Genomic DNA, 23,380 nt, shown 5'->3' with positions numbered 1-23,380 from the left:
GACCTGAGGGGGAGATCCGTTCCCTGGAGCGGACTGTACCGTCCAGCCGGTACAGTCCTGGGACCAGTGACGTTTCGAGGGGAACACACCATGCCGTGGATCATTCTCGCCGGGGCGATCGCCTGCGAGGTCGTCGCGACGCTCACCCTGCGCGGCCTGGCCGACGGGTTCAGGATCGGGCCCACCCTGCTGGTCATCGCGGGCTACGCCATGTCGTTCGTCCTGATGGCGATGGCGCTGCGCAGCCTCAACGTCGGGCTGGTCTACGCGATCTGGTCGGGCGCCGGGACCGCGGCTGTGGCGGGCGTCGCGGCGGTCCTCTATGGCGAGCACCTCAACCTGACCGCGATCACCGGGATGCTGCTGATCGTCGGCGGAGTCGTCGTGCTCGCCTTCTCCGGCGCCGCCGGGCACTAGGTCAGGGGCGTCAGCCGACGACGCCCGTTCCGACGTGGTCGAGGTGGGCGAGGGCCTGGCGGTAGGAGTCGATGACGCCGGTCTCGGTGTAGGGCAGGCCGAGGGCGGCGCAGTGCTCCTGGACCATCGGGCGGATCTTCTTCAGGGCCGGGCGGGGCAGGCCGGGGAACAGGTGGTGCTCGATCTGGTAGTTGAGGCCGCCGAGCATCCAGTCCACGACCGGTCCGCCGCGCACGTTGCGGGAGGTGAGGACCTGCTTGCGCAGGTGGTCCCAGTCGTCGTCCGGGCCGGGCATCGGCATGCCCTTGTGGTTGGGCGCGAACGCGCAGCCCAGGTGGAGGCCGAACAGCCCCTGGTGCAGGGCGATGAAGGCGAGCGCGACGGGCACGGGCAGCAGGGTGAAGGCCAGGGTGAGGTAGGCGAGGAGGTGCAGGACCAGCAGGGCGCCTTCGATGCGACGCTCCTTGGCGGGCCGGTTCTTCAGGTCCTGGAAGCTGGAGAGCTTGAGGGCCAGGCCCTCCAGGGTGAGCATCGGGAAGAACAGCCACGCCTGGTGGCGGGTGATCCAGCCGGTGAGGCCGGTGCGGGCGCGGGCGTCCTCCTCGGTGAAGACCAGGGCGCCGGCGCCGACGTCGGGGTCCTTGCCGGTGTGGTTGGGGTTGGCGTGGTGCTGGTTGTGCTTGGCGTTCCACCAGCCGTGGCTGAGGCCGAGCATCGCGTTGCCGAGCAGCAGGCCGAGCCGGCGGTTGGCCTTGGCCGATCCCGCGATCTGCTTGTGGCCGGCGTCGTGGCCGAGGAAGCCCGTCCGTGTGGACAGCAGCGCGGCGGGGAGGGCGAGGGGCAGCGCCCACCAGGCGCCGATGCCGGCCGCTCCGGTGCCGATGGCCGCGACGCCCGCCCAGACCGCCGCGGTGCCGAGGACGTTGAGGGTGATCGACCGGGTGTAGTGCGCGGTCGCGCGCTCCATCAGCCCGCTCTCCCTGACGCGCCGTGCCAGCGGTGTGAAGTCCGATCCCCTGGTGGTGTCGGAGCCGGTGGCTGGAGCGGTCAGAGTCTGCGTCATCGGTTCTCCCAGGTTGGGCGGCCAGTGCACCCCAACCTAGAAAGGGCCGTTACGGGCTGGGATCACCCGCTGGAGCCAGGCGGCACCTGGCTCTCAGGTCCCTGGCGCGGCTTGCCCGGATGATTCTGGATAAGTAACCTACAGAATTATGCAGATGGGGGAGGGCGTCGAATGGGCGCTGCACAGCTGTCTCAACCTCGGCTGGAACGAGGGTGAGGCCGCCACGGCGGCGCGGCTCGCGGCCTTCTACGATCTCCCGGCCGCCTATCTGAACAAGCAGCTCCAGGCGCTGGCCAGGGCAGGGATCCTCACCTCTGCCCCGGGTCCGCGGGGCGGTTTCCGGCTGGGACGCCCGCTGGAGAAGATCACCCTGCTGGACGTGGTGGTGGCCATCGAGGGCGCCGAGGACGCCTTCCGCTGCCGCCAGATCCTGAAGGACGGTCCCGGCGGCAGCACCGAGGTCGACTACCGCGAGACCTGCGTGCTCAACGGCGCGATGCGGCGGGCCGAACTGGCCTGGCGCCGGGAGCTGGCGGCCCAGACCCTCGCCGAGATCCGGGACACCGTCGAGCGGACCTTCCCCGGCACCCCGGAGCACACGCGAGAGCGCCTTTCCACCCTCCGCAGGTAAAAGAGGTTGGCATCGGACATCGGCGGCACATAGGGTGACCGGCATGACATACATGTTCTCGTAGGAGACCCGTGCGGACGCACGGCGTCGAGCGCTGCCCGGCTTCCGGGCGCGGCTCCGCCGTCCGACGTCCCCCGGTCTCCCTGTACGAGGACTTCTGTCATTCCTGGAGGACGCGCTCATGCGCACCGTTCCGTCACCCTGTCCATCTCCCGAGGCCTCCCGGCCGGGCCTGTGGCACCATTCCGGCTTCCGCATGCTGGCCGCGGCGGACGCCGTCAGCCAGGTCGGCAGCCAGATCACGATGATCGCGCTGCCGCTGGTGGCGCTGCTGGTCCTGCATGCCTCACCGGCCCAGATCGGCCTGCTGACCGCGTTCGAGACGGCCGGGTTCCTGCTGGTCGGGCTTCCGTCGGGGGTGTGGGTCGACCGGATGCGCAAGAAGCCCGTCATGGTGGTGTGCGATCTGGTCCGGGCGGTGGCGCTCGGGTCGGTCCCGCTCGCCTACCTCCTGGACGCCCTGACGCTGCCGCACCTGTACGCGGCGGCGCTGGCCACGGGGATCGCGACGGTGTTCTTCCAGGTCGCCTACCAGTCGTACCTGCCGTTCCTGGTGGACCGCGACCAGCTGATGGAGGGCAACACCAAGCTCCAGGTGATCGCCACCTCGGCCGAGGTGGCGGGCCCGGGCGCGGGCGGCCTGCTGGTGCGGTTCGCCGGGGGGCCGTTCGCGGTCTTCCTGGACGCCCTCAGCTTCGCGGTCTCGGCGGTCTTCCTGTTCTTCATCAAGGCGAAGGAGCCGGAGCCGGAAGCCGCGCGGCGGGGCCTGTGGGTGGAGATGCGCGAGGGCATGGAGTTCCTGCTGCGGCACGCCGTCCTGCGCCTGGTGATCGCTTCCGGGGCGATCGCGAACCTGTTCGGGGTGGCGATGATGGCGATGCTGCCGGTGTTCTTCGTCGACCAGATGGGCATCGACGCGGGCACGTTCGGGATCGTCCTGGGCGCGTCGGGGATCGGTGGCGTGCTGGGGGCGATGACGACCGGGCGTCAGATCCGGCTGCTGGGCGAGGCCCGGATGCTGTGGGTCAACGCGATCGGCGCGGGCCTGGCGTTCCTGCTGGTGCCGATCGCTGCGCCGGGCTGGCGGGTGCTGCCGGCGGCGCTGGGCCTCGGCCTGGACGCCTTCCTCATCGCGGGGTGGGCGGTCGCCTCGGTCAGCCTGCGTCAGCGCCTGACCCCCGACGCCCTGCTCGGCCGGGTGAACGCCACCGCCCGCTTCCTGAACTGGGGGGTCATGCCGATCGGCGCGATCCTGGGCGGTGTGTGCGCCCAGCTGACCGATCCCCGGACGACGCTGCTGATCGCGGGGGTCGGCTATGTGTGCGCGGCGCTGCCGATCCTGCTGTCGCCGCTGCGCGGGATGCGGGATCTGCCTCAGGCTCCGGGCGTCCAGAGGTAAGGGGTCGTGGTCGTGACGGCGTGGAAGCCGAGCCGTTCCAGGATGGGCAGGCTGTCGGGCGAGGCGTCGACCTGAAGGTAGGGGTAGTCGTGCCGCCCGGCGAGCTCGGCCCGGGCGGCGAGGAGGGCGCGGTAGAGGCCGCGGCCGCGCCAGGCGGCCAGGGTCGATCCTCCCCACAGGGTGCAGAACCGGCGGCCCTCGCCCAGGAACGTCCAGGCCGCCGACACGGTCCGGCCCCCGGCCTCCGCGACGAAGATCGCGACCCGGTCGGGGGCGGCGGCCAGATGGGCGGTGAGGTGGGCGGCGATCCAGCTCGCGTCGGTGTCCCACACCTCGGACTGCATCGCGGCGATGCCGGTGAGGGAGCCCGCGTCGGCGACGCGCCGGATCCGTACGCCCGCCGGCGGGTCGCCGGGCCGGGGGAGGTCGCGGACGCGGCCGATGACCACGGTCTCCCGCTCCTCGGGGACGAATCCGGCGGCGGTGAGCCTGGCGGGGAGGTCCTCGGGCAGGTCGTGGCCGCGGACCTTCCACTCCACGACCTCGCCGCGGGCCGCGAACAGGGCCTTCTGGGCCTCGATCAGGGCGTCGACGTCGTGGTCCGACAGGTCGCGGGGGCCGGAGACGAATCCTCGGTGGCCGCCGACGACGCGCACCAGCGGGCCGTCTTGTTCGGCGTGCGATCCGGCGGGCAGGAGACCCGCGCCGCGCAGTTCCCCGTCGTAGGCGGTGAGAAGATCTTCGGTCATCCGCGGCATGGTAGACCCCCTGTGACGTGCACGCGAGGCGATTACGGGCAGACTGGAGACCATGACGCCCGGGGCATCGACGAAGATCACATATCCGCGGGGTGAGGTGGCGGGGGAGGCCGCCGTCGTGCTCACCGACGCCCTGGAGGGCGGTTCGGGGGTGGTGGTGGACTCCACCCCGTTCCATCCGCTGGACCACACCTGGCCCGACCAGCCCGCCGACACCGGCCTGCTGATCGACGGGGAGCGGGTGCTTCCCGTGGTCGGCTGCCTGACCGGGGCGGTGGAGCACGGGGGCGGGCCGCTGTACGTCGGGGAGGCGATCCCGGTGCGGCGCGGCAGCGCGGGCTGGCACTGGCTGGCCGTCCATGTCGTGGAGGAGGCCCCGCCCGCCGAGGGGGCCAGGGTGACCCTGCGGGTCGACGCCGAGCGGCGCGCCGCGCTGTCGGCGGGCCATACCGGCTGCCATCTGGCGGCGCTGGCGCTCAACGAGGCCCTGTCCGGGCGGTGGCGCAAGGAGATCGGGACCGACGCGCTGGGCCGTCCGGACTTCGACCAGGCGGCCATCGCCTCCTCGCGGATCCGGCCGTTCGGCAGCGTGGACGTCTACCGGCTCGGCAAGTCCCTGCGCAAGAAGGGCTTCACCACCGACGGCCTGGCCGGGGAGCTGCCGGAGCTGGCCGCCCGGGTCACGGCGAGGCTGGCGGCCTGGACGGCGGCCGACGCCAAGGTGTGGATCGACGTGCCGGGCCCGGAGCTGACGGCGCGCCGCACCTGGCACTGCGCCCTGCCCGAGGGGGAGGCCTCCATCCCGTGCGGCGGCACCCATCTGGCCTCGACCGGGCCGCTGGCGGTGGCGTCGGTGGCCCTGGCCCTGGACGCCGCGGGCGGCGAGCTGACCATGACCACGACCGTGGCCGGATGATGATCTCCTACCTGGAAGAATGAGCGTCATGGGTGAACGTAAACCGATCGAGTGCTGGCTGTCCGACATGGACGGGGTCCTCATGCACGAAGGCCGTCCCGTACCGGGGGCGGATGTATTCATCAGCCGGGTGATCGCTTCGGGGAAGCGGTTGCTGGTGCTCACCAACAACTCGATCTACACCCCGCGCGACCTGTCGGCCCGGCTGGCGGCGATCGGGCTGAACGTGCCGGCGGAGGCGATCTGGACCTCGGCGCTGGCGACGGCGAAGTTCCTCAACGACCAGCGTCCGCACGGCACGGCCTACGTGATCGGCGAGGCGGGGCTGACGACCGCGCTGCACGAGGTCGGCTATGTGCTGACCGACCTGGCGCCGGAGTACGTGGTGCTGGGGGAGACCCGCAACTACAGCTTCGACCAGATCACCCGGGCGGTGCGGCTGATCGAGGCGGGTGCCCGGTTCATCTGCACCAACCCCGATCCGATCGGCCCCTCCCCGCAGGGGTCGCTGCCGGCGTGCGGCGCCGTCGCCGCGATGATCACCAAGGCGACGGGGGTGGAGCCCTACTTCGTCGGCAAGCCCAACCCGCTGATGATGCGCAGCGCGATCCGCCGGGTCGACGGGCACTCGGAGTCGACGGCGATGATCGGCGACCGGATGGACACCGACGTCGTGGCGGGCATGGAGGCGGGACTGGAGACGATCCTGGTGCTGTCGGGGGTGACCAGGCGCGAGGAGGTGAACCGCTTCCCCTACCGGCCGAACCGGATCGTGGACTCGATCGCCGACCTCCTCGATCTGATCGAGTGACGGTCCTCCGCTCCTCGCTGCTGTTCGCGCTGGCCGCCCTCGCCGAGATCGGCGGGGCGTGGCTGGTGTGGCAGGGCGTGCGCGAGGAGCGCGGCCCGTGGTGGGTGGCGGCGGGGCTGGTGTCGCTGGCCTGCTACGGGTTCGTGGCCACGCTCCAGCCGGAGGCGAACTTCGGGCGGGTGCTGGCGGCCTACGGCGGCGTGTTCGTGGCGGGGTCGCTGGCCTGGGCGATGGTCGCCGACGGCTTCCGTCCCGACCGGTGGGACGTGGGCGGCGCCCTGCTGTGCCTCCTGGGCGTCCTGGCGATCATGTACGGGCCGCGCGGATAGGGCCCAGGGCCTAGGGTTTCACCGTGAAATACATGCTGATGATCTACAACAACGCCGCCGCGCTCGACGAGCTGCCCGACGCGGAGCTTGAGACGATCATGGATGAGGTCGATGCGCTGATGGAGGAACTGCAGGCGTCGGGGGAGCTGGTGGGCGGGCAGGCCCTGGCGGACGCGGCGACGGCCCGGACGGTGCGGGTGCGCGGCGGGGTTCCGGCGGTCACCGACGGGCCGTTCGCGGAGTCCAAGGAGCAGCTGGCGGGGTATCTGATCGTGGACTGCGAGACCGAGGAGCGGGCGGTGGAGATCGCGACCCGCTGGCCGGACGCCCGTTACTGGGCGATGGAGGTCCGGCCGATCATGCACACGTCCGGTACGGAGATGTAGATGCCCGAAGGCGTCCCCGAGGAGGTGCTGCGCGCGGCGGTCCCGAAGGTGCTGGGGGCGCTGGTGCGGCGGTTCGGGCAGTTCGACGAGGCCGAGGACGCGGTGCAGGAGGCGCTGCTGGCGGCCTCGGTGCAGTGGCCGCGTGAGGGGATGCCCGACCATCCCGAGGGGTGGCTGGTGACGGTCGCCTCCCGGCGGATGATCGACCGGTTCCGGGCGGAGTCGGCCCGCCAGCGCCGCGAGGAGGCGCTGGCGGCGATGGAGCCCGTGGCCGTCCCGGGGGCCGATGAGGGCGTCGGGGGCGGTGACGACACCCTCGCCCTGCTGTTCCTGTGCTGCCATCCGGCGCTGTCGGAGCCTTCGCAGGTGGCGTTGACGCTGCGGGCGGTCGGCGGGCTGTCGACGGCCGAGATCGCGGGGGCGTTCCTGGTGCCGGAGGCCACGATGGCGCAGCGGATCAGCCGCGCCAAGCAGAAGATCAAGGACGCGGGGGCCCGGTTCGACCAGCCGGTCACCTCCGAGCGCCTCGGGGTGGTCCTGCACGTGCTGTACCTGGTGTTCAACGAGGGCTACACCGCCAGCGGCGGTCCTGAGCTGCAGCGCGCTGATCTGACGGCGGAGGCGCTGCGCCTGGCCCGGACGGTCCGCGCCCTGCTGCCCGATGACGGCGAGGCGGCGGGCCTGCTGGCCCTGATGCTGCTGACCGATGCCCGGCGGGCGGCCCGCACCGACGCCGAGGGGGCGCTGGTGCCGCTGGCCGAGCAGGACCGGTCCCGCTGGGACGCCGCGATGATCGCCGAGGGGGTGGAGCTGGTGTCCTCGGCGCTGACCTCGGCCGAGCTGGGGCCCTACCAGCTGCAGGCGGCGATCGCGGCGGTCCACGCGGAGGCGCCGGGCGCGGCGGAGACCGACTGGCCGCAGATCGCGGCGCTGTACGCGCTGCTCGAGCGGCTGGCGCCCAATCCGGTGGTGACGCTGAACCGTGCGGTGGCGGTCGCGATGGCCGAGGGGCCGCGGTCGGCCCTGGAACTGCTGGAGCCGCTCGAGGCGGACGGGCGGATCACCCGGCATCACCGGTGGTGGGCGGTGCGGGCGCATCTGCTGGAGCTCGCGGGTGACACCGTGGCCGCAGGTGAGGCCTACCGTGAGGCGGCGCGGCGGACGACGTCGCTGCCCGAACGGCGTTATCTGACCGGCCGGGCGGCCGGCATCTCCGGTTGAAGCGTACTTATTGGTACCTCGTAACGGTTGAAGTGGTTTGCCTAGCTCGTCTGGTTCGTCTCGCTAGCCTCCGGTGACTGAGAGTTTCGATCCGTGCGGTGAGGGGGCGTGATGACCGGGATCGAGGAATGCCTCGCCGAGGCCATGGCGATCCCCGGCGCGCAGGGCGCCACGCTGGTCGACATCCAGGGCGGCCTGCCGATCGCCGCCGCGGGCGGAGACGATCTCACCGACGCGGCCGAGGACGCCGCCGGCACCTCTGACCTGCTACGGGCTGTCCTGGCGAGCCCGGTCCTGTCCTCGGCGTGGACGGGCGACGACATCGAGGAGGTCACCGTCGCGGGCAGCGCCGGCTACCACCTCCTCCTGCTGATCGGCACCTCCGTCGACGCCACCTTGTGCCTGCACGTGCGGCTGGACCGCCGCCGCGGCAACCTCGCCCTGGCCCGCCATCGGCTACGCGCCGTCGTTCGCGCTCTGGCGGAACGATGACCGGCCGCCGGGACGGCACGTGAGGCGGCTGCGGGCGGAACTGGCCCGGCTGAGCGAACGGCAGGCCAACGGGGCCCTGCGGTTCGGCACGGACGGAGCCCTCCACCTGCGCGACGGCGCGATCATCGCCGCCGACGCCCCCGGTGTCCCCGACCTGGAGACGCTGCTGACCGCCTCGGGACGCCTCAGCGCCTCGGCCTGGAAGCGCACCAGGGAGAAGGGCCTGGACGGGGTCGGCCCCGGCGCCTCGACACCGTCCCGGCTGAGCCGTGCCGAGCTGGAGATGTACGCCCTGATCGCGCTGTTCGACGCCGCCCACCATCTCGCGGGGTCGGCCGCCGACCCGACGTTCGTGAAGCGCCGGGAGGCGCACTGGCTGGGCACGCTCACCCCGGTTCCGGCCGGGACGCTCCTGCACGAACTGCGCACCCGCCGCACCCGGCTGACGGCGGCCTGGCCGTCGGACCTGGCCGATGACGCGCCGCTGGTGCCGGTGCGGCGCCTCAACCGTCAGCGGGTGATCCTCACCGGCCTGCAGGCCGAGCTGCTGCTGAACGCCGACGACCAGATGACCCCGGCCGAGCTCGCCCGGAAGCTCGGGCGGACCCGATTCGGATGCACGCTGGCCGTGCGGGGGCTCATCGCCTCCGCGCTGGCCAAGGCCCCGGACGCGCCCGAAGGCGTCCGGGTCCCGCGCCGCCGTACCGGTGGCGCCCCACGCCGCACGATCCGTACCGCAGCGCCGGCCGAGCCGCCCAGGAAGTGGGCTCAGGTCGACACGGCCCTGCTGGCCACGCTGCAAGAAGCGCTGAGGGAGCTCGAATGACCATGCTCGACCCCCATGTCCATGTCCGCCACGTCTCCCATCCGGAGGTGTCGGCGGTGCTGTCCGCGCTGTGCGCGTCCGTCCCGCAGGTGATCGGCGCGCTGGTCGCCTCCTGCGACGGCTTCCTGCTGGCCTGCGACCTGCCCGAGGGGATGGAACCCGAGGGGCTGGCCGCGCTGACGGCCACCGAACTGTCCCTCGCCCACCGGGTGGTCTCGACCGTCGCGGAAGGCGCCTTCGAGGAGGTCGTCATCCGCAACAACGCCGCCCAGGTCGCCATCTACGCCGCCGGACCCCGTGCGGCCCTGTCCGTGCTGGCACGCCCGAACGCCAGCCTGGGCCGTCTCCACCTGGAGGCGCGCCCCGCCGCGAAGATCATCGCGGCTCGGCTCTCCACTCTCACCGCACGCGACGAAAGGAACCTGTGATGTCCAACCTCGACCAGACCCTGAAGGAAATGATGAGCGTCGACGGCGCGCTCGGCGCGGCCGTCGTCGACTACAGCAGCGGCATGGCCCTGGGCGTGCTGGGAAGCTCCAAGTCCCTGGACCTGCAGGTGGCGGCCGCGGGGAACACCGAGGTCGTGCGCGCCAAGATGCGCACCATCGAGCAGCTGGCGCTGAAGGACAACATCGAGGACATCCTCATCACGCTGGCCTCGCAGTACCACATCATCCGTCCGCTGGCCTCGCGCAACGGCCAGGGCCTGTTCCTCTACCTGGCTCTGGACCGGGGCCGCGCCAACCTCGCGCTGGCGCGGCACCACCTCAAGCGCATCGAGGAGACCGTCGAGATCTAGAGCCTGTTCCCGGAACAGGCTCTGACCGGCCCGGACGGGCTGTGAAGGCGGGCGCCCTGCCCAGCGGAGACGGGACGCCCAGTGGGGTTCCGCCGTGCGGCAGGGCACTTGTCCTGCTCAGGGGGCCGTGAGGAAGTCGATGATCGCGGCGGCCAGCTCGGGGCGTGTGACGGCGCTCATGTGGTCGCCGGGGATCGTGGTGAGCCGGGCGTCGGGCAGGGTCTCGGCGAGGTCGCCGGCCGAGCCGTTGTCGCGGTCCTCCTCGCCGGTCACCACCAGGACGGGGACGTCGATGAAGGCCAGGGTCTCCTCCGGGGTGTCGGTGAAGGTCTCCAGGACGTTCAGGAGGGCGGCGGGGTCGCCGCCGACGGTCTTGAGGAACGCCTCGGCCTTCCATTCGGGGGTGCCGCGTTCGAAGGTGCCCAGCCGGGTGAGGATGTCGCGGAAGTGGTCGCTGCGCCCGGCGGTGCGGGTGATGCCCGAAAGTCCCATTCCGGCGACGATCGCCCGGCGCGGAGCGGCGCCGCGGGCGAGCATCCGCACGGTGGTCCGGCCGCCGAGGGAGTATCCGCCGAGGTCGTAGCCGGTCTCGCCGATCCCGAGGTGGTCCAGGAGGGCGAACCCGTCGTCGGCCAGGACGTCGGCGGGGTAGGCGGACCGCTCGTGGGGTGAGGCGCTGTCTCCGTGCCCGCGCAGATCCGGCATGATCACCCGGAATCCGGCCGCGGCGATCTTCTCGGCGTGCCCGTACCGCACCCAGTTGACCTTCGCGGTGGAGAAGTATCCGTGGATCAGGATCAGCGGCCGGCCCTCGCCCAGCTCACGATAGGCCAGGCGCGCGCCGTCACGGCCGGGGAAGGTCTGCACACCAAGCTCGATCATGGCCCCGAGCCTAGCCGCTGACGGCCTCTGCTTCGCCTTGGGTGAGGGCGCCGTCGTGGAGTTCGATGACACGGTCGGCGTGCTGGAGGAGCAGGGGGTCGTGGGTGGCGACAACGGCGGTGACGCCCTCGGCCTCCACGACGGCGTGCAGGAGCCGCATGATGGCCTGGCCGGTCTCGGAGTCGAGCTGTCCGGTCGGCTCGTCGGCGATGAGGACCTTGGGCCGGTTGGCCAGGGCGCGGGCGATCGCCACCCGCTGACGCTGCCCGCCCGACAGCTCATACGGGCGCTGCCCGGCGTGCTCGGACAGGCCCACCAGAGCCAGGAGCAGCTCGACGCGGGCGGCGCGTTCCTTCACCGGGGTGCGGGTCAGTCGCAGGGCGACCTCGATGTTCTCGGCGGCCGACAGCACCGGGACCAGGCCGAAGGACTGGAACACGAACCCCAGGGTGCCTCTGCGCATCTCCAGCAGATCGGCCTCGGGCAGGGCGCCCATCTCCCGGCCGTCCACGACGACCGATCCGCCGTCGGGCCGGTCCAGGCCGCCGATCAGGTTCAGCAGGGTCGTCTTCCCCGACCCCGACCGTCCCTTGACCGCGCACAGCTGCCCGGCGGGGACCTCGAAGGACACCCCGGCCAGAGCACGGACCTCGCCGGCGCCGCTGCGGTAGGTCCGTGACAGGCCCCTGGCGTCGATCATGATGTCGCTCACGCGTCGTTCCCCCGTTCGTCCGGCCACACCCCGATGTGGTCGCTCTCCAAGGCCAGCCGGACCCGGTCGCGCATGCCGAGGGCGCCGGTGAAGTCGCGGGGCAGCTGGAGGCGGCCCGCGCGGTCCAGGACCGCGTACTCCTCGGCGTGGACGATCTCCTCGCCGTGCTCGTTGAGCGCCGTCCTGCGGACGACCTCGCTGGCGGTGCGGCCGTCGCGGATGGCGACGGTCCGGTCGACGTTCTCGGCGACCATCGCGTCATGGGTGACGATCACCGTGGTGACGCCGAGCTCGCGGTTGGCGGAGCGCAGGGCGTCGAAGACCTCTCCAGAGGTCACCGAGTCCAGCTCGCCGGTCGGCTCGTCGGCCAGGATCACCTGGGGGCCGTTGGCGACCGCGACCGCGATCGCGGTGCGCTGCTGCTGCCCGCCGGACATCTCACCGGGCCGCTTGCCCGCGCAGTCGGCGACCCCGAGCAGGTCGAGGAGTTCCGCCGCCCGTCCGGAGCGCCTGCGGCGGGCCAGCCGCATCGGCAACTCGACGTTCTCCGCGGCGGTCAGGTAGGGGAGCAGGTTGCGGGAGGTCTGCTGCCACACGAACCCGACCAGGTCGCGGCGGAACCGCAGCCGCTCGCGCGCCCCCAGGGCCAGCAGGTCGGCGTCGGCGACCCGGGCGACCCCCGCGGTCGGGACGTCCAGCCCCGACAGGATGTTCAGCAGCGTCGACTTGCCCGACCCCGACGCCCCCACGATCCCGATCATCTCGCCCTTGCCGACGAGCAGGTCCAGGCCCTGAAGGGCGACGACCTCCACGCCGTCGGTCTTGTAGATCCGCACGAGGTTGTCGCAGACGATCTGGGCGTCGGCGCCGTAGACCGGGCCGTGGGCGCGGGCCTTGGACTCCAGATCGTGCAGCGCCGTCGACGCTTCGGTGCCGGCCGTCACTGTTCCCCCACTCTCAAGGTGCTGTCGATTCGTCGCCGGGAGGCGAGCGCGCTGTCGGCGAGCACCGCGAGGACGGTGACCGCGGCGACGCCGCCCAGCAGGAGCGCGGTGGCGAGCGGGTCGGGGCCGAGGGCGGCCACCGCCCGTCCGCCGGTGTAGGGAGAGAGGTCCAGGCCGGAGCCCAGGACCTTCGGAAGGACCAGGCCCAGCGCCCACCCGGCCAGGGTCGCGACGAGGAGCAGCGGCCCGAGCTCGGCGAGGGCCAGCCCGCGGGCCTGGCGCCGGGACAGGCCGAGGGTGCGCAGGTAGGCGATGGTCCGGCCGCGGGCGGCGGCGCTGAGGATCAGGGTGAGCAGGACCGCCAGCAGGCCGTAGCCGCCGACCGCGACCGCCCCGGCGGCGAACGCGCCGTGGACCAGGCCGACGAGGTCGGAGCGGGTGAGGGCCCGGTGCTCCCCGGCATAGGTCTGCAAAGTGAGGGTGGGATTGTCGAAGGAGGCCTCGCGGACGGCCGCGGGGTCGGCGTGCGGGCCGCGCACGAACATCCGGTTGGGGAAGGGGCCCGCGGCGTCGAAGGCGGTGTAGGGCACCAGGACCAGGCTCTGCCCCGCGGGAACGCCGGGGAAACCGCCGATGCGGCCCGCCGACCTCACCTGGATCGAGCTGCCGCCGTCCAGCTCGAGGGTTCCGGCGTCGGTCAGGTCCGCGCCGATCAGCGCCTCGCCCTCGCGGGGGGCGCGGGGGAGGTCCAGGCGCAGACCTTCCGCGGTCCTGCGGTAGTCGTCCAAATCGATGATCACGATGGTGACGATGTGGCCGATCGGCTCGCCGGGACCCTGGAGCTTGCCGGTCGAGATCCGGGCCGGGGTCACCCGCTCCACGCCCGGAACCTTGGCGATCGTCTCCTCGATCTTGTGCGGGAACTCGTGGTTGACGACCGAGAGGTCGGCACCGACCGTCCCGGCCGCCGCGGCCGCCTGCGCCGAGCGCAGCCCGGCGTCGACGGTCGTCGCGAACGCCGCCGCCGACACCGCCAGCAGCAGCACCAGCAGCGGCAGCGCCGCCGAGACCCGCTGCCGTGACGCCGCGGCGATCCCCAGGAACACCACCGTGGCGCGCGAGCGGCGGGCCAGGAGGCCGACCGCCCGCAGCGGATAGGGGTAGGCGCGCAGCACGACCAGCCCCGCGGCCAGCACCAGAAGCACCGGGACGGCCGCCAGGAACGGATCGGTGCCCTGCGCGGCGGCGTCGGTGGTCAGGCCGCGCCCGCGCAACGCCACCACACCGGCCGCCGCCACCGTGACGGCCAGCAGCTCCAGCACCAGACGCCGCGGCGACAGTCCGCCGCCCGCAGCATCCGGACGCTCCTCCCGCCCCGTCCCGCGATGGGCCACCACGGCGCCGACGGCGGGGACCACCACCGCGAGCACGGCCACCAGCACCACCCCCCACAGCGACGCCGCCGTCCACGGGCCCTCGGCCAGCAGCCCCAGCGCGAACCCCCCGGCCGCGCCGATCACCACCGCCGGGGCCGTGGCACCCGCGACCAGCCCGGCGAGCTGAGGCAGCGACGCCCCGCGCGCCCGCATCGTCGACAGCGTGATCCGCATCCGGTCCAGCAGCAGCCGGCACGCCATCAACAGCACCCCGGCCGCCGCGGCCGCCAGGCCGCCCAGGGCCAGCGCCAGGATCGCCCGGGTGACGCGCAGCTGGCCCAGATAGGAGCCGAGACCGGCGTCCAGGGCCGAGGACAGCTGCAGCCGCAGATCCTGCGGCTGGTACAGGTCCAGCATGCCGCGGGCACCGTCGAACGCCGACCGGACCCGCACCGCCGTCGCGGCGTCCAGCCGGTCGGCGCGCAGCTCGAACGTCCAGGAGTAGGTGACCGGCAGCGCCGACCGCTGGAGCAGGGTCAACCCGGCGTCGTCGACCAGGCCGGTGCCCAGGGCGAGGGTGTACCCGGCAGGACCCACCTCCGGAGCGGTCAGGAACTCCTGCCGGGTCCGCCACCCCGGCCCCCCGGCCGGGGCGAACACCCCCGCCAGGGTCGCCCGCAGCGGAGCGCCGCCGGGCACGGGCAGGACCAGCACGTCCCCCGCCTCCACCTCCAGCTTGGCCGCGACCGGCTCGGAGAAGGCGAACTCCAGATGCCCGGGACGCGTCACGGGCGCCCTGCCCGAGGTGTACCGCACCCCGTCCGCCGCCACCGGATCCCAGACGAAGGCCACCGTCCGGTTGGCGTCCAGGTCGACCCGGTTGGACCGCAGCCGGTGCTCCTCCGCCCCGAACAGCGAGCGCAACGGCCCGGGAGTGCGCTCCCGCAGCCGGGCCGCCGCCTCCTCCACCGCCGCACGGTCCGCCGGCCCGGCCCGGAACCAGCCACCGGACTCCACATCCTGCACCGCCGGAGGCGCCGCTCCCGAGAACACCAGCTCCGTACCCGCGCCCGCCGTCCTGGCGGCCGCGTCATAACGCGCCTGCAACAGCCGCGGCACCGCCGCGGCCAGCAGCGCCGTCACCAGCACCATGATCCCGAGCGCGGCCAGGATGCCCCGCTCGGCCCGCCACACCCGCCACGCCTGCCCGATCACGCGTCCGCTCCCATCCGGGTCAGCGCACCCGATCCGGCCCGCCGCAACCGCGCCACCAGCGCCGTCAGCACCAACGCCAGCACCGCCAGCGTCCCGCCCAGCAGCGCCAGCACCGGCCCCCACGCCACGACCAGATCGACCTGCGGATAAGGGACCGTCGCCCGCACCGTCAGCACCAGATGCGGCACCGCCAGCGCCGCCACCCCCAGCCCGAGGCCCAGACCGCCCGCCAGACCCAGCAGCACCAGCACCGCCTGCTCGACCGCCAGCATCCCGAACACCTGCCGATGCGAGGCCCCCAGGGCCCGCAGCACCGCGAACTCCGTGGTCCGCTCCCGCGCCGACACCGTCGCGTTGATCGCGAAACCGATCACCGCGAACGCCAGCGCCGCCAGGAACCCCAGGAACAACGCCCCCTGCAACGCCGCCCCGAGCGGCGAGTCCCGGTACTCCCGCCGCAACGCCAGCCGGTCGTGCACCTCACCCCACCCCGAAAGCTCCGCCACCCGCACCCGACCCGACATCCACCACTCCGACGGCGCCATCGCCCCGACCCCGGCCGTCACCGCCCGCTCGTTCAGCGACGCCAGATCGACCAGCACCGCGGGCTCGCCCGGCGCCGTCGCCGGGAACGCCCGCACCACCGCCGCCACCTTCATCTTCACCTCGGTCCCCGCCACCGACAACGCCACCGTGTCCCCGGCCTTGAGGCCCTTGCGCTCGGCCAGCGGCACGGTGATCACACCCGCCAGCGGCTCCGACGGCCCCGGCAGGACCGCACGCGCCACCGCGGGAGGCCGGAACCGGCCCGGCGCCTCCGTCGGACGATCCCCGAACGGGACCCTCAGCACCAGCCCGCCCCCCGACACCGCCACCGACTCCCGGCCCTTGTTCAGCTCACCCGAGAACAGCGCCCGCCACCGTGACGCCTCCTCCAGCCGAGCCTCCCGCCCGTCGGCCACGACCCTCTCCACCCGCAGCTCCATCGCAGAGGAGTCAATCACCTCCTCGGGGAAGGAATAGCCGAACGACCGCACACTGTAGGGATAGGTCGGCCGCCCGCCCGGACCGGCCAGCGCCGCCAGATCCACCCGCACCGTCCGCCGCCGCCCGTCCGCGGGAACCGACCCGACCTCCGCGACGTGCACCAGCCCCGCCCCGTCCACCAGCGTCACCGACAACGGGAAATGCTCCGGCACCTCCCGCACCCAGAACGCCGACGCGCCCGAGGCCACCACCGTGAACTCCACCCACCGCGGCGTCCCCGGCAACGCCCCGGCCACCGCCGGACGGCCCGCCGCCGGACCCGTCAGCGCCCGGCCCGCCCCGGCCTCACCGACCACGATCTTCCCCAGCGCCACCGCGTCCACCGCCAGGAACGCCGCGCCGGCGTCCCCGATCCGGATCTGCGTCCGCGACACCGCCCCCACCCCCGACGCGCCAGAAGACGCCAGCACCCCGCCCTGACCCAGCACCGAAGGCAGCGCCGGGCTCACCGGAGCCGCCACCCGCACATCGGCGCCCGCCTGGAAATCGGCCTGCGCCCGCTGCGAAGCCCGCCAGGTCCCCGACGTCGTCACCGACAAGATCCCGACCGCCACCGCCATCACCAGCAGCAGAGCGGGCCCCGCATACCGCAGCGGACGCCGGCTGATCTGCCGCGCGCCCAGCGCGGGAGCCAGCCCCCGCCCACCCGCCGCCACCCGCTCCGCCAGCCCCGACACCGCCGGAACCAACCGCAGGACCAGCACCCCGCCCGCCAGCAGCGCCAGCGCAGGACCCGCCACGATCACCGGATCCACACCCAGCCCGCCACCCGACGACGTCACCGTCGACCCGTACCGCGTCAGCTGCCACACCCCGAGCCCCGCCACCACCAGCAACGCCAGATCCGCCCCCGCCTTCTGCAGCGGACCCCGCGCCTCACCCCGCCCCCGCCCCGCCTGGGACGCCACATAAGTCCCCTTCGCCGACCGCACCGTCGGCACCGCCAGCGCCACCGCGCACGCCAGCGCCGCCACCGCCGTCACCACCCACGTCGAGACCGCCGGCGGATCCCGCAGCTCCAGCCCCGTCGCCCCCAGCGCGGGAGAGGCCGCCGCCAGCCGCAGCAGCCACGGCGCCAGCAGCGGAGCCGCCACCAGCCCCGGCACCGCCAGCACCAGCCCCTCACCCAGCGCCAGCCCCGCCACCTGCCGCAATGACGCCCCCCGCGCCCGCAGCAGCGACACCTCCGCCCGCCGCTGCTCGGAGATCAACCGCGCCACCAGCAGCAGCGCGTACCCCGCCAGAACGATCAACTGAAGCACCGGGACCAGCATCGTCGACCGCGTCACCAGCAAAGCCGTGTCCAGCTGACGCAGCTCGGCGGCCAGCCCCGACACCGACGAGTACTCCCGTCCCCGCAGCTCCTCCGCCAGCCGGTCCAGCCGCCCCGCCAGCGCGTGCAGGCCCGAGGCGTCCAGATTCTCCGCCGACGGCAGCACCGTCCACCGCGCCTGCACCCCGCGCGGGCTGAACAGCCGCCCGAACGTCGCCGGATCCACCACCAGCGGCCCGATCGTGGTGTAGTCCAGCCGCTCCACGCCCTCGACCGCCAGCCGCTCCCGCGACCAGAACGGATCATCGGCCGACCCCACGGTGAACAGCCCCACGACCGTCACCGACACGGGGGAGTGGTCCAGCCGGTTGACCACCCGCAGCGTGTCGCCGACCTCCGCTTTCATCAGCCGCGCCGCCGGAACCGGAAGCACCGCCTGCACCGGCCCGCCGGCCGACTCCACCGGCCAGGCGCCCTCGGCGAGGGAGGCGTGCCGGTCGATCCCGGAGAACATCGCGAACGTCGTCAGCTCGGGATGCGACAGCTTCTCCTGGCCCGGCAGCGAGAACGACTCGCCTCGCGCGGAGGCCCCGATCTCCAGGGGCACGTCCCGGTAGGCGGCCCTCAGCCGCTGCTCCAGAAAGGCCTGGTCGCCGGCGAACCCGCCCGGCCCGACCTGCTTGCCGATCCGGGTGCCGACCTGGTCGAAGGAGGCGGAGCCGAGCGTCCGGGCGAGGCCCTCCCGGGTGACGGTCGAGGTGTAGGCGGTCAGCGTCGCGAGCATCACCAGCGCGAACAACACCGTCAGCGAGGCCGCCAGAACGAGCATTTTCTCGTTAAGAGCACGCCGGACCACCAGTTTTCCCCCGATCATGGGCCGGAATCCTGGCCTCTCCCGCCGTGAAGAACAAGAGGCCGGTGCGGAAATACCGGCCGAACGGCCGCAAGTTTACTGAAACGTCACCATGGTCGAACACGAGCTCAGCCGCCCCCTCCACGCAATCGCGACCCCGCCCCCCTTGACGAACTGGACACCTGTCCAGCAGATTGCCGGATATGGAACCGGACCAGCTCGACCGCGCCACCCTCGCCGCCCTCGCCCGCGAATGGCTCCTGCACGGCCACCTCCAGGACCGCATCGGCATGCCGCTCCTGCTCGAGACCTGCGACCGGGAGACCATGCAGGAGGTCGCCATCGACACCTGGTCCGCCGTCAGCCCCGTCTACTCCCGCCGCGCCCGCACCGCCCTCAACTTCAGCGGCGACGACGTCTCCGTGATCTTCAAGGGCATGCAGCTCGACATCGGCGCCCCCCACCAGTTCCTCGACTTCCGCTACCGCCTCACCGACGCCGGCCATGGCGAGTTCTTCCTCGCCTCCTGCGGCGCCCTCCTGGACGTCGAACCCCTCGGCGAGGACTTCGTCCACGGCATGTGCCACACCATCGAGGACCCCACCTTCGACGCCACCGCCGGCTCGGTGAACCCCCTCGCCCAGGTCAGGCCCGTCCACCGGCCGCCCCGCGTCCCCGCCGGACGCCTCCCGCACTGCGCCTGGACCGTCGTGGTCGCCGACGGCGCACCCGTCGCCCCCCACCCCAACGAGTCCTCCGTCGCCGCCTCCAACGCCGCGACGATCACCCTGCCCGCCCCACCGCCCGCACCGGCCGAACCCGGCGGCTGGGACGACTACTCCGGCCCCTTCGACCCCGACTTCCAGTTCGAGGACCTCTCCCACCAGGCCCTGCGCTCGGCCCTCGCCGAGATCGCCCTGCAGTCCCACCTGCTCTACCGCGGCTTCCTGCTGTCGGTCATCGACCGCTTCGGCGCCGACCGCGCCTACGCGATCATGCCGCGGATGCTGGCGGGCCTGGCCGGCATCACCTCCGAGCGGCTGTGCCGCGCCCTGCCGCTGGGCGGGGGAGCGGAGGGCGTGGCGGCCCTGCTGGCGGTGCACCCGATGCTGGCGCCCGCTGGCTATCTGGACGTCGGGGTGACGGCGACGGCCTCCGGCGGCCTGCGCCTGGCGATCGCCGACTGCCCGCTGACGGCCGAGCCGGACGGCCTCACCTGGCTGGCCCCCCTCGCCGACGCCCCCGACGGCCTGGCCTCCCTGGTCCGCCCGGCCGCCCCCTACGCCCGCGTCCACCCCGTCGACCCCGCCGAGGGGGAGTGGCGCGCCTTCGAGATCGTCCTGGACCCGTCCGCGGAGCCGCTGCCCGAGGCCCCGGAGGTCGGCCTGGCCCGCTTCAGCACCGGCGCCACCTTCACCTTCGAGCGCCGCCGCCCCGTCCGTACATAAGCCGCAAACGTGTCGATACCGAACAGAAGTTGGATTCTGTTCGGTTAGATTCGCCCCCCTTCGAGGCGCCGTCGATGGGGGATCGTGTCTCAGGTGGGGATCGTGATGAGGGTCCTTCCGTCGGTGGTCACGACCTCGAGGCGGTCCAGATCGGGTCGGAGGATCATGGTGGAGCCCCGGTAGTCCCCATATCCTTCGACCTCGATCTGCCAGCCCGCCGCGGTGTCGCGGCTGCCGTCGCTGCTGACGGCGATCAGGTGGCAGCGGGTGCCGGGCTTGACGCCGGTGAGGTGGATGCTCATCGACGTGCCGCCCTTGCGCGGCCACAGCCCGATCTCGGCCCGCACCTTCGAGCGGGGGTTCTCGGCGATGATCTGCTCGGCGCCCGGCCTGCTGGTGGTCGCGGCGGGGCCGGTGGGCCGCGGCTGGACGATCGTCGTGGTGGTGCCGGGGCCGCGGAGCATGAATCCGAACACGGTGCCCGCCACCAGGACGAGGACGGCGGCGGCCAGGGTGAGGGGGACGAGGACCCGGCGACGGGCGCGGCGGCGGGGAAGCTCGGCCTCGGCCCGGGCCAGCAGCGCGGTGAGGAGTTCGTCGTCGCCGGGCCGTGAGACCTCGACGACCTGGGGTTCGCTGACGCGTCCCAGAAGGGCGGGCAGTGCGGCGAGGGCGGCGAGTTCGTCGCGGCACAGGGCGCAGCCCGACAGATGTGTTTCCAGGGCGGTGCGTTCGCCGGGGTCGATGGCGCCGAGCACGTAGACGCCGAGCGACAGGCGGGCGTCCTGGCAGGCGGGTCCCGTGGTGGTCACGGTGTCACCCCCCGTTCCTCGAGGGCGAGGCGGAGCGCTCGCAGTGCGTAGTAGGTGCGGGATTTGACGGTACCCGCGGGGATGCCGAGGGCCGCGGCGGCTTCTCCGACGGAGCGGCCGCGGTAGAAGGTCTCGACGAGGACGGCCCGGTGGTGGGGGCTGAGGTCGGCGAGTGCCTGGGCGACGGTCCAGGATTCGAGGGCGCGGTCGAGGTCGTCGTGGCCGGCGATGGTGGCGGCGTCGTCGAGGGGGGCGCGGGGTCCGCCGCGGGAGGCCTGGGCGCGGTGGGCGTCGACGACGAGGTTGCGGGCGACGGTGAACAGCCAGGGGCGCAGGGGGCGGTCGCCGTGGATCTCGGGGTGGCGCCAGGCGCGCAGGAGGGTCTCCTGGACGATGTCCTCGGCTTGGTGGCGGTCGCCGCTGGTGAGGCGGAGGACGAATCCGAGCAGGGGTCCGCCGTGTTCGGTGTACAGGCTGCGGAGCAGCTGTTCGTCGGCGGTGTGTCCCACGCATGTGACACGTGCGGGGTGGGCGGCCGGTTCACCGGGTTCGGGGGTTTTTTCGCGGGTGCGGGGGGCGGCTCGAGGCCCCCCGCACGTGCGGGGCGGGTTCTAAGACACGGCTTAAGGGAGCAGGGTGTCGAGGAAGGTGCTGGAGAAGGTCCGGGCGGGGTCGTAGGAGTTGAGGATGGTCCGGGCGGTGTCGTAGTTGGAGGTGGCGGGTTGTCCGGCGTTCATGGCGTTCTTGTAGCCGGTGATGCGGGTGGTGTCGGTCCAGGCTCCGCCGGGGGCGCAGGCCCAGGCTTTGGACCATTCGGGGCGGACGCCGGCGTAGGTGCCGGTGTAGTTGGCGAGGATCCAGGCCTCCATCTCGCTGTAGAAGGCGTCGGATTCGGGGGTGCCGGGGATGGTGCCCATGTCGATCCAGACGCAGACGTTCCATTCGGGGTGGTCGGGGCGGGGGCGCAGGGAGGACAGGAGGGGTGTGGCGGCGCCGGTGATTCCGTCGACTTCGGCGGGCTGGTCGAGGCCGTTGACGCGGATCTCGAAGGGCATGTTCATGGGGTATTTGCCCTGGGCTTTGTAGGCTTCGACGGTGGCGCGGTATTTGACGTAGAACTCGTGGACGACGCGCTGGATGTTGGCGCGTGAGGTGATGACGGCGAAGCCGGTTTCGACGATGCGCAGGGTGGTGCGTTCGACCCACAGCCAGGTGTTCTTGGATTTGCCCCAGATGTCCCAGGTGCCGGTGACGATGAGGCCGGATCCGACGACGGCCATCTGGCTGTTGGTGAAGGTGGAGGTTCCGATGACGTCGCCGTTGACGATGTCGGCGACGAAGTCGGACTGTTCTTCGGAGACGAAGTTGACGAAGGTGTAGTTGTAGGGCGAGGTCACCTTCTTGGAGAGCAGGGGCTTGCTGGGGGCGACGGACCACATCTTGATCCAGGGGACGGTGGTGAAGGGGAACCAGAGGACTTCGACGCGGCCGTATTTGTCGACGAGCTTGCTGAAGGAGTTGGAGCCGGCGCTGGCGGGGGGTGCGAAGACGTCGCCGACCTGGGTGGAGTACCAGGACTGGCAGCGGATGTTCTGGTTGGTGCCGACCTGGAGGGTGACCTCGGTGATGAGGGCGCGGCCGAGGTGGGACAGGAAGGCGCCGATGTGGGGGTCGGTGCGCTGGAAGGTCTTGAGGGTGTAGGCGCTGCCGTTCCAGACGACGGCGGTGAGGGAGCGGATGGTGTTGCTCATGGAGCCGTAGGTCATGCCGCTGGGGCGGGTCTCGCCGGTGGCGGGGACGCTGGAGCCGTGGGCGTTGATGGCCAGGACGCCGCCGATGGTGATGCCGCCGGGGAAGGGGATGGACATGAAGCCGAGGTTGTCGTCCTCGAGGATCTGCATGAGGCGGTCCATCTGGCAGCCGGTCTGGACGGTGACGGTGCGGGGTGTTCCGGTGTTGACGGTGACGGCGGTGAGGTGCTGGGTGGTGTCGAGGAAGATCGTGTGGTCGACGTTCTCGCCGTCGGAGGTCATGAGGGGTGACCAGTTGTGTCCCATGCCGCGGGCGCGGACGCGGTAGCCGTTGGCGTGGGCCCAGTTGGCGATGGTGACGATGTCGGCGGGGGTGGCGGGGGCGCAGGTCCAGGCGGCTTCGATGTGGATCTCGCCGGACCAGTTCTCGAAGGCCTGCTGGTAGAGGGGGATGCCGGCGGGGAAGGCGGGCGGGGTGGGGAGGGCGGCGGCGTGGGCGGCGGGGACGCGGAAGGCGGGGGTCCAGCCGAGGGCGGTGGCGAGGGCCGCGGCGCCCGCGGTGCCGATGACGGTGCGGCGGGTGGGGCGGGGGTGCTGGGTGGGGTCGTTCATGGCGCGTTTCCCTGTTCTCGTGCGGGGTGGCCGTCGCGCCGCATGCCGCCCAGGGGTGGTGTCGTTCCCGGTTATATGACCCACGTCACAGTCGGTCAAGCACTTGCTTGGGCCCAATCGGCGTTCGGGCCGCACCGCCGGTTCGCTACCGTCGAGGGCATGACCGACCTGCCGAAGACCTCCGCCCCCGCTCAGCGCGCCCTGGACGGAGCGGGCGTCCGCACGCTGGAGGACCTCGCCTCCCGCAGCGAGAAGGAGATCGCGGCCCTGCACGGGATGGGCCCCAAGGCCCTGCGCATCCTGCGCGAGGAACTCGCCGGGCTCGGCCTGGCCATGCGCCCCTGAGG

24 protein-coding genes are annotated in these 23,380 nt (G+C 72.6%); 14 read left to right on the top strand and 10 right to left on the bottom strand.

Annotated features, from left to right (window positions below; translation table 11 throughout):
* Positions 1 to 90 precede the first annotated feature (90 nt).
* On the top strand, positions 91 to 417 hold the full coding sequence (locus ABD785_RS24000; RefSeq protein ID WP_344832227.1) for a DMT family transporter: 327 nt from the start codon (positions 91 to 93) through the stop codon (positions 415 to 417).
* Between the two features lie 10 nt (positions 418 to 427).
* Here ABD785_RS24000 and ABD785_RS23995 read toward each other — a convergent pair whose 3' ends face one another.
* Positions 428 to 1,480, bottom strand: coding sequence for a fatty acid desaturase family protein (locus ABD785_RS23995; RefSeq protein ID WP_344832225.1), 1,053 nt, complete (start codon positions 1,478 to 1,480; stop codon positions 428 to 430).
* A 154-nt stretch (positions 1,481 to 1,634) separates the two neighbouring features.
* Here ABD785_RS23995 and ABD785_RS23990 point away from each other — a divergent pair, with 154 nt between their 5' ends.
* Positions 1,635 to 2,111, top strand: a complete 477-nt coding sequence (locus tag ABD785_RS23990; RefSeq protein WP_344832222.1) for an RrF2 family transcriptional regulator — start codon at positions 1,635 to 1,637, stop codon at positions 2,109 to 2,111.
* 181 nt (positions 2,112 to 2,292) lie between these two features.
* Complete coding sequence (locus ABD785_RS23985; RefSeq protein ID WP_344832219.1) at positions 2,293 to 3,570, top strand: MFS transporter; 1,278 nt, start codon at positions 2,293 to 2,295, stop codon at positions 3,568 to 3,570.
* On the opposite strand, the gene ABD785_RS23980 is transcribed toward ABD785_RS23985, so the two are convergent.
* Positions 3,546 to 4,319: a GNAT family N-acetyltransferase gene (locus ABD785_RS23980; protein ID WP_344832216.1), complete on the bottom strand. Its 774-nt coding sequence runs from the start codon at positions 4,317 to 4,319 to the stop codon at positions 3,546 to 3,548. The two genes, ABD785_RS23985 and ABD785_RS23980, sit on opposite strands and share 25 nt — an antisense overlap.
* A 61-nt stretch (positions 4,320 to 4,380) precedes the next feature.
* Between ABD785_RS23980 and ABD785_RS23975 the strand changes: the two genes are divergently transcribed.
* The 9 genes from ABD785_RS23975 (at position 4,381) to ABD785_RS23935 (ending at position 10,108) form a co-directional block, all read left to right on the top strand.
* The gene (locus ABD785_RS23975) at positions 4,381 to 5,244 is read left to right on the top strand and encodes an alanyl-tRNA editing protein (protein ID WP_344832213.1); all 864 of its coding nucleotides are present in this window, start codon (positions 4,381 to 4,383) and stop codon (positions 5,242 to 5,244) included.
* 28 nt (positions 5,245 to 5,272) lie between these two features.
* Positions 5,273 to 6,055, top strand: coding sequence for an HAD-IIA family hydrolase (locus tag ABD785_RS23970; protein WP_344832211.1), 783 nt, complete (start codon positions 5,273 to 5,275; stop codon positions 6,053 to 6,055).
* The gene (locus tag ABD785_RS23965; RefSeq protein WP_344832208.1) at positions 6,052 to 6,384 is read left to right on the top strand and encodes a YnfA family protein; all 333 of its coding nucleotides are present in this window, start codon (positions 6,052 to 6,054) and stop codon (positions 6,382 to 6,384) included. Before ABD785_RS23970 ends, ABD785_RS23965 begins: the two co-directional genes overlap by 4 nt.
* Before the next feature lie 32 nt (positions 6,385 to 6,416).
* Entirely contained in the window at positions 6,417 to 6,770 is a 354-nt protein-coding gene (locus ABD785_RS23960; RefSeq protein WP_344832260.1) for a YciI family protein, read from the top strand.
* Positions 6,771 to 7,991, top strand: coding sequence for an RNA polymerase sigma factor (locus ABD785_RS23955; protein WP_344832205.1), 1,221 nt, complete (start codon positions 6,771 to 6,773; stop codon positions 7,989 to 7,991).
* A 111-nt stretch (positions 7,992 to 8,102) separates the two neighbouring features.
* Positions 8,103 to 8,483 (top strand): hypothetical protein, encoded by a 381-nt coding sequence (locus ABD785_RS23950; protein ID WP_344832202.1) that lies wholly within the window; start codon positions 8,103 to 8,105, stop codon positions 8,481 to 8,483.
* Positions 8,484 to 8,502: 19 nt separating this feature from the next.
* Positions 8,503 to 9,309, top strand: coding sequence for a hypothetical protein (locus ABD785_RS23945; RefSeq protein ID WP_344832199.1), 807 nt, complete (start codon positions 8,503 to 8,505; stop codon positions 9,307 to 9,309).
* Positions 9,306 to 9,737: a roadblock/LC7 domain-containing protein gene (locus tag ABD785_RS23940; protein WP_344832196.1), complete on the top strand. Its 432-nt coding sequence runs from the start codon at positions 9,306 to 9,308 to the stop codon at positions 9,735 to 9,737. Before ABD785_RS23945 ends, ABD785_RS23940 begins: the two co-directional genes overlap by 4 nt.
* On the top strand, positions 9,737 to 10,108 hold the full coding sequence (locus ABD785_RS23935) for a hypothetical protein (RefSeq protein ID WP_344832193.1): 372 nt from the start codon (positions 9,737 to 9,739) through the stop codon (positions 10,106 to 10,108). The genes ABD785_RS23940 and ABD785_RS23935 overlap by 1 nt, the downstream gene beginning before the upstream one ends.
* 117 nt (positions 10,109 to 10,225) lie before the next feature.
* Here the strand turns inward: ABD785_RS23935 and ABD785_RS23930 are convergent, their stop codons facing one another.
* From ABD785_RS23930 to ABD785_RS23910, 5 genes are read right to left on the bottom strand one after another with little or no spacing between them, the layout of a single operon-like run.
* Entirely contained in the window at positions 10,226 to 10,990 is a 765-nt protein-coding gene (locus ABD785_RS23930; protein WP_344832190.1) for an alpha/beta fold hydrolase, read from the bottom strand.
* 10 nt (positions 10,991 to 11,000) lie between these two features.
* A complete protein-coding gene (locus ABD785_RS23925; protein ID WP_344832187.1) occupies positions 11,001 to 11,702 on the bottom strand; it encodes an ABC transporter ATP-binding protein in 702 nt (233 codons plus the stop codon).
* Positions 11,699 to 12,646: an ABC transporter ATP-binding protein gene (locus ABD785_RS23920; RefSeq protein WP_344832184.1), complete on the bottom strand. Its 948-nt coding sequence runs from the start codon at positions 12,644 to 12,646 to the stop codon at positions 11,699 to 11,701. The genes ABD785_RS23925 and ABD785_RS23920 overlap by 4 nt, the downstream gene beginning before the upstream one ends.
* Positions 12,643 to 15,237, bottom strand: a complete 2,595-nt coding sequence (locus ABD785_RS23915; protein ID WP_344832181.1) for an FtsX-like permease family protein — start codon at positions 15,235 to 15,237, stop codon at positions 12,643 to 12,645. The genes ABD785_RS23920 and ABD785_RS23915 overlap by 4 nt, the downstream gene beginning before the upstream one ends.
* Positions 15,234 to 18,386, bottom strand: coding sequence for an FtsX-like permease family protein (locus tag ABD785_RS23910; RefSeq protein WP_344832178.1), 3,153 nt, complete (start codon positions 18,384 to 18,386; stop codon positions 15,234 to 15,236). The genes ABD785_RS23915 and ABD785_RS23910 overlap by 4 nt, the downstream gene beginning before the upstream one ends.
* 227 nt (positions 18,387 to 18,613) lie before the next feature.
* Between ABD785_RS23910 and ABD785_RS23905 the strand changes: the two genes are divergently transcribed.
* The gene (locus ABD785_RS23905; protein WP_344832175.1) at positions 18,614 to 19,858 is read left to right on the top strand and encodes a hypothetical protein; all 1,245 of its coding nucleotides are present in this window, start codon (positions 18,614 to 18,616) and stop codon (positions 19,856 to 19,858) included.
* An 89-nt stretch (positions 19,859 to 19,947) separates the two neighbouring features.
* Here the strand turns inward: ABD785_RS23905 and ABD785_RS23900 are convergent, their stop codons facing one another.
* The 3 genes from ABD785_RS23900 to ABD785_RS23890 all read right to left on the bottom strand — a co-directional run bounded on the left by ABD785_RS23900 (position 19,948) and on the right by ABD785_RS23890 (position 23,033).
* Positions 19,948 to 20,670, bottom strand: a complete 723-nt coding sequence (locus ABD785_RS23900; protein ID WP_344832172.1) for a zf-HC2 domain-containing protein — start codon at positions 20,668 to 20,670, stop codon at positions 19,948 to 19,950.
* Positions 20,667 to 21,179: a sigma-70 family RNA polymerase sigma factor gene (locus tag ABD785_RS23895; RefSeq protein WP_344832169.1), complete on the bottom strand. Its 513-nt coding sequence runs from the start codon at positions 21,177 to 21,179 to the stop codon at positions 20,667 to 20,669. The genes ABD785_RS23900 and ABD785_RS23895 overlap by 4 nt, the downstream gene beginning before the upstream one ends.
* 114 nt (positions 21,180 to 21,293) lie before the next feature.
* A complete protein-coding gene (locus ABD785_RS23890) occupies positions 21,294 to 23,033 on the bottom strand; it encodes a cholesterol oxidase substrate-binding domain-containing protein (protein ID WP_344832167.1) in 1,740 nt (579 codons plus the stop codon).
* 159 nt (positions 23,034 to 23,192) lie between these two features.
* On the opposite strand from ABD785_RS23890, the gene ABD785_RS23885 reads away from it, so the two are divergent.
* Positions 23,193 to 23,378 carry a helix-hairpin-helix domain-containing protein gene (locus ABD785_RS23885; protein WP_344832164.1) on the top strand — a complete coding sequence of 62 codons (186 nt, stop codon included), beginning with the start codon at positions 23,193 to 23,195 and terminating at the stop codon, positions 23,376 to 23,378.
* Positions 23,379 to 23,380 lie beyond the last annotated feature (2 nt).

This window comes from Actinocorallia longicatena (assembly GCF_039534125.1).
GTDB lineage: Bacteria > Actinomycetota > Actinomycetes > Streptosporangiales > Streptosporangiaceae > Actinocorallia > Actinocorallia longicatena.
Note: the sequence above shows the minus strand (reverse complement) of the source record. Positions and strands in the feature narration are given on the sequence as shown.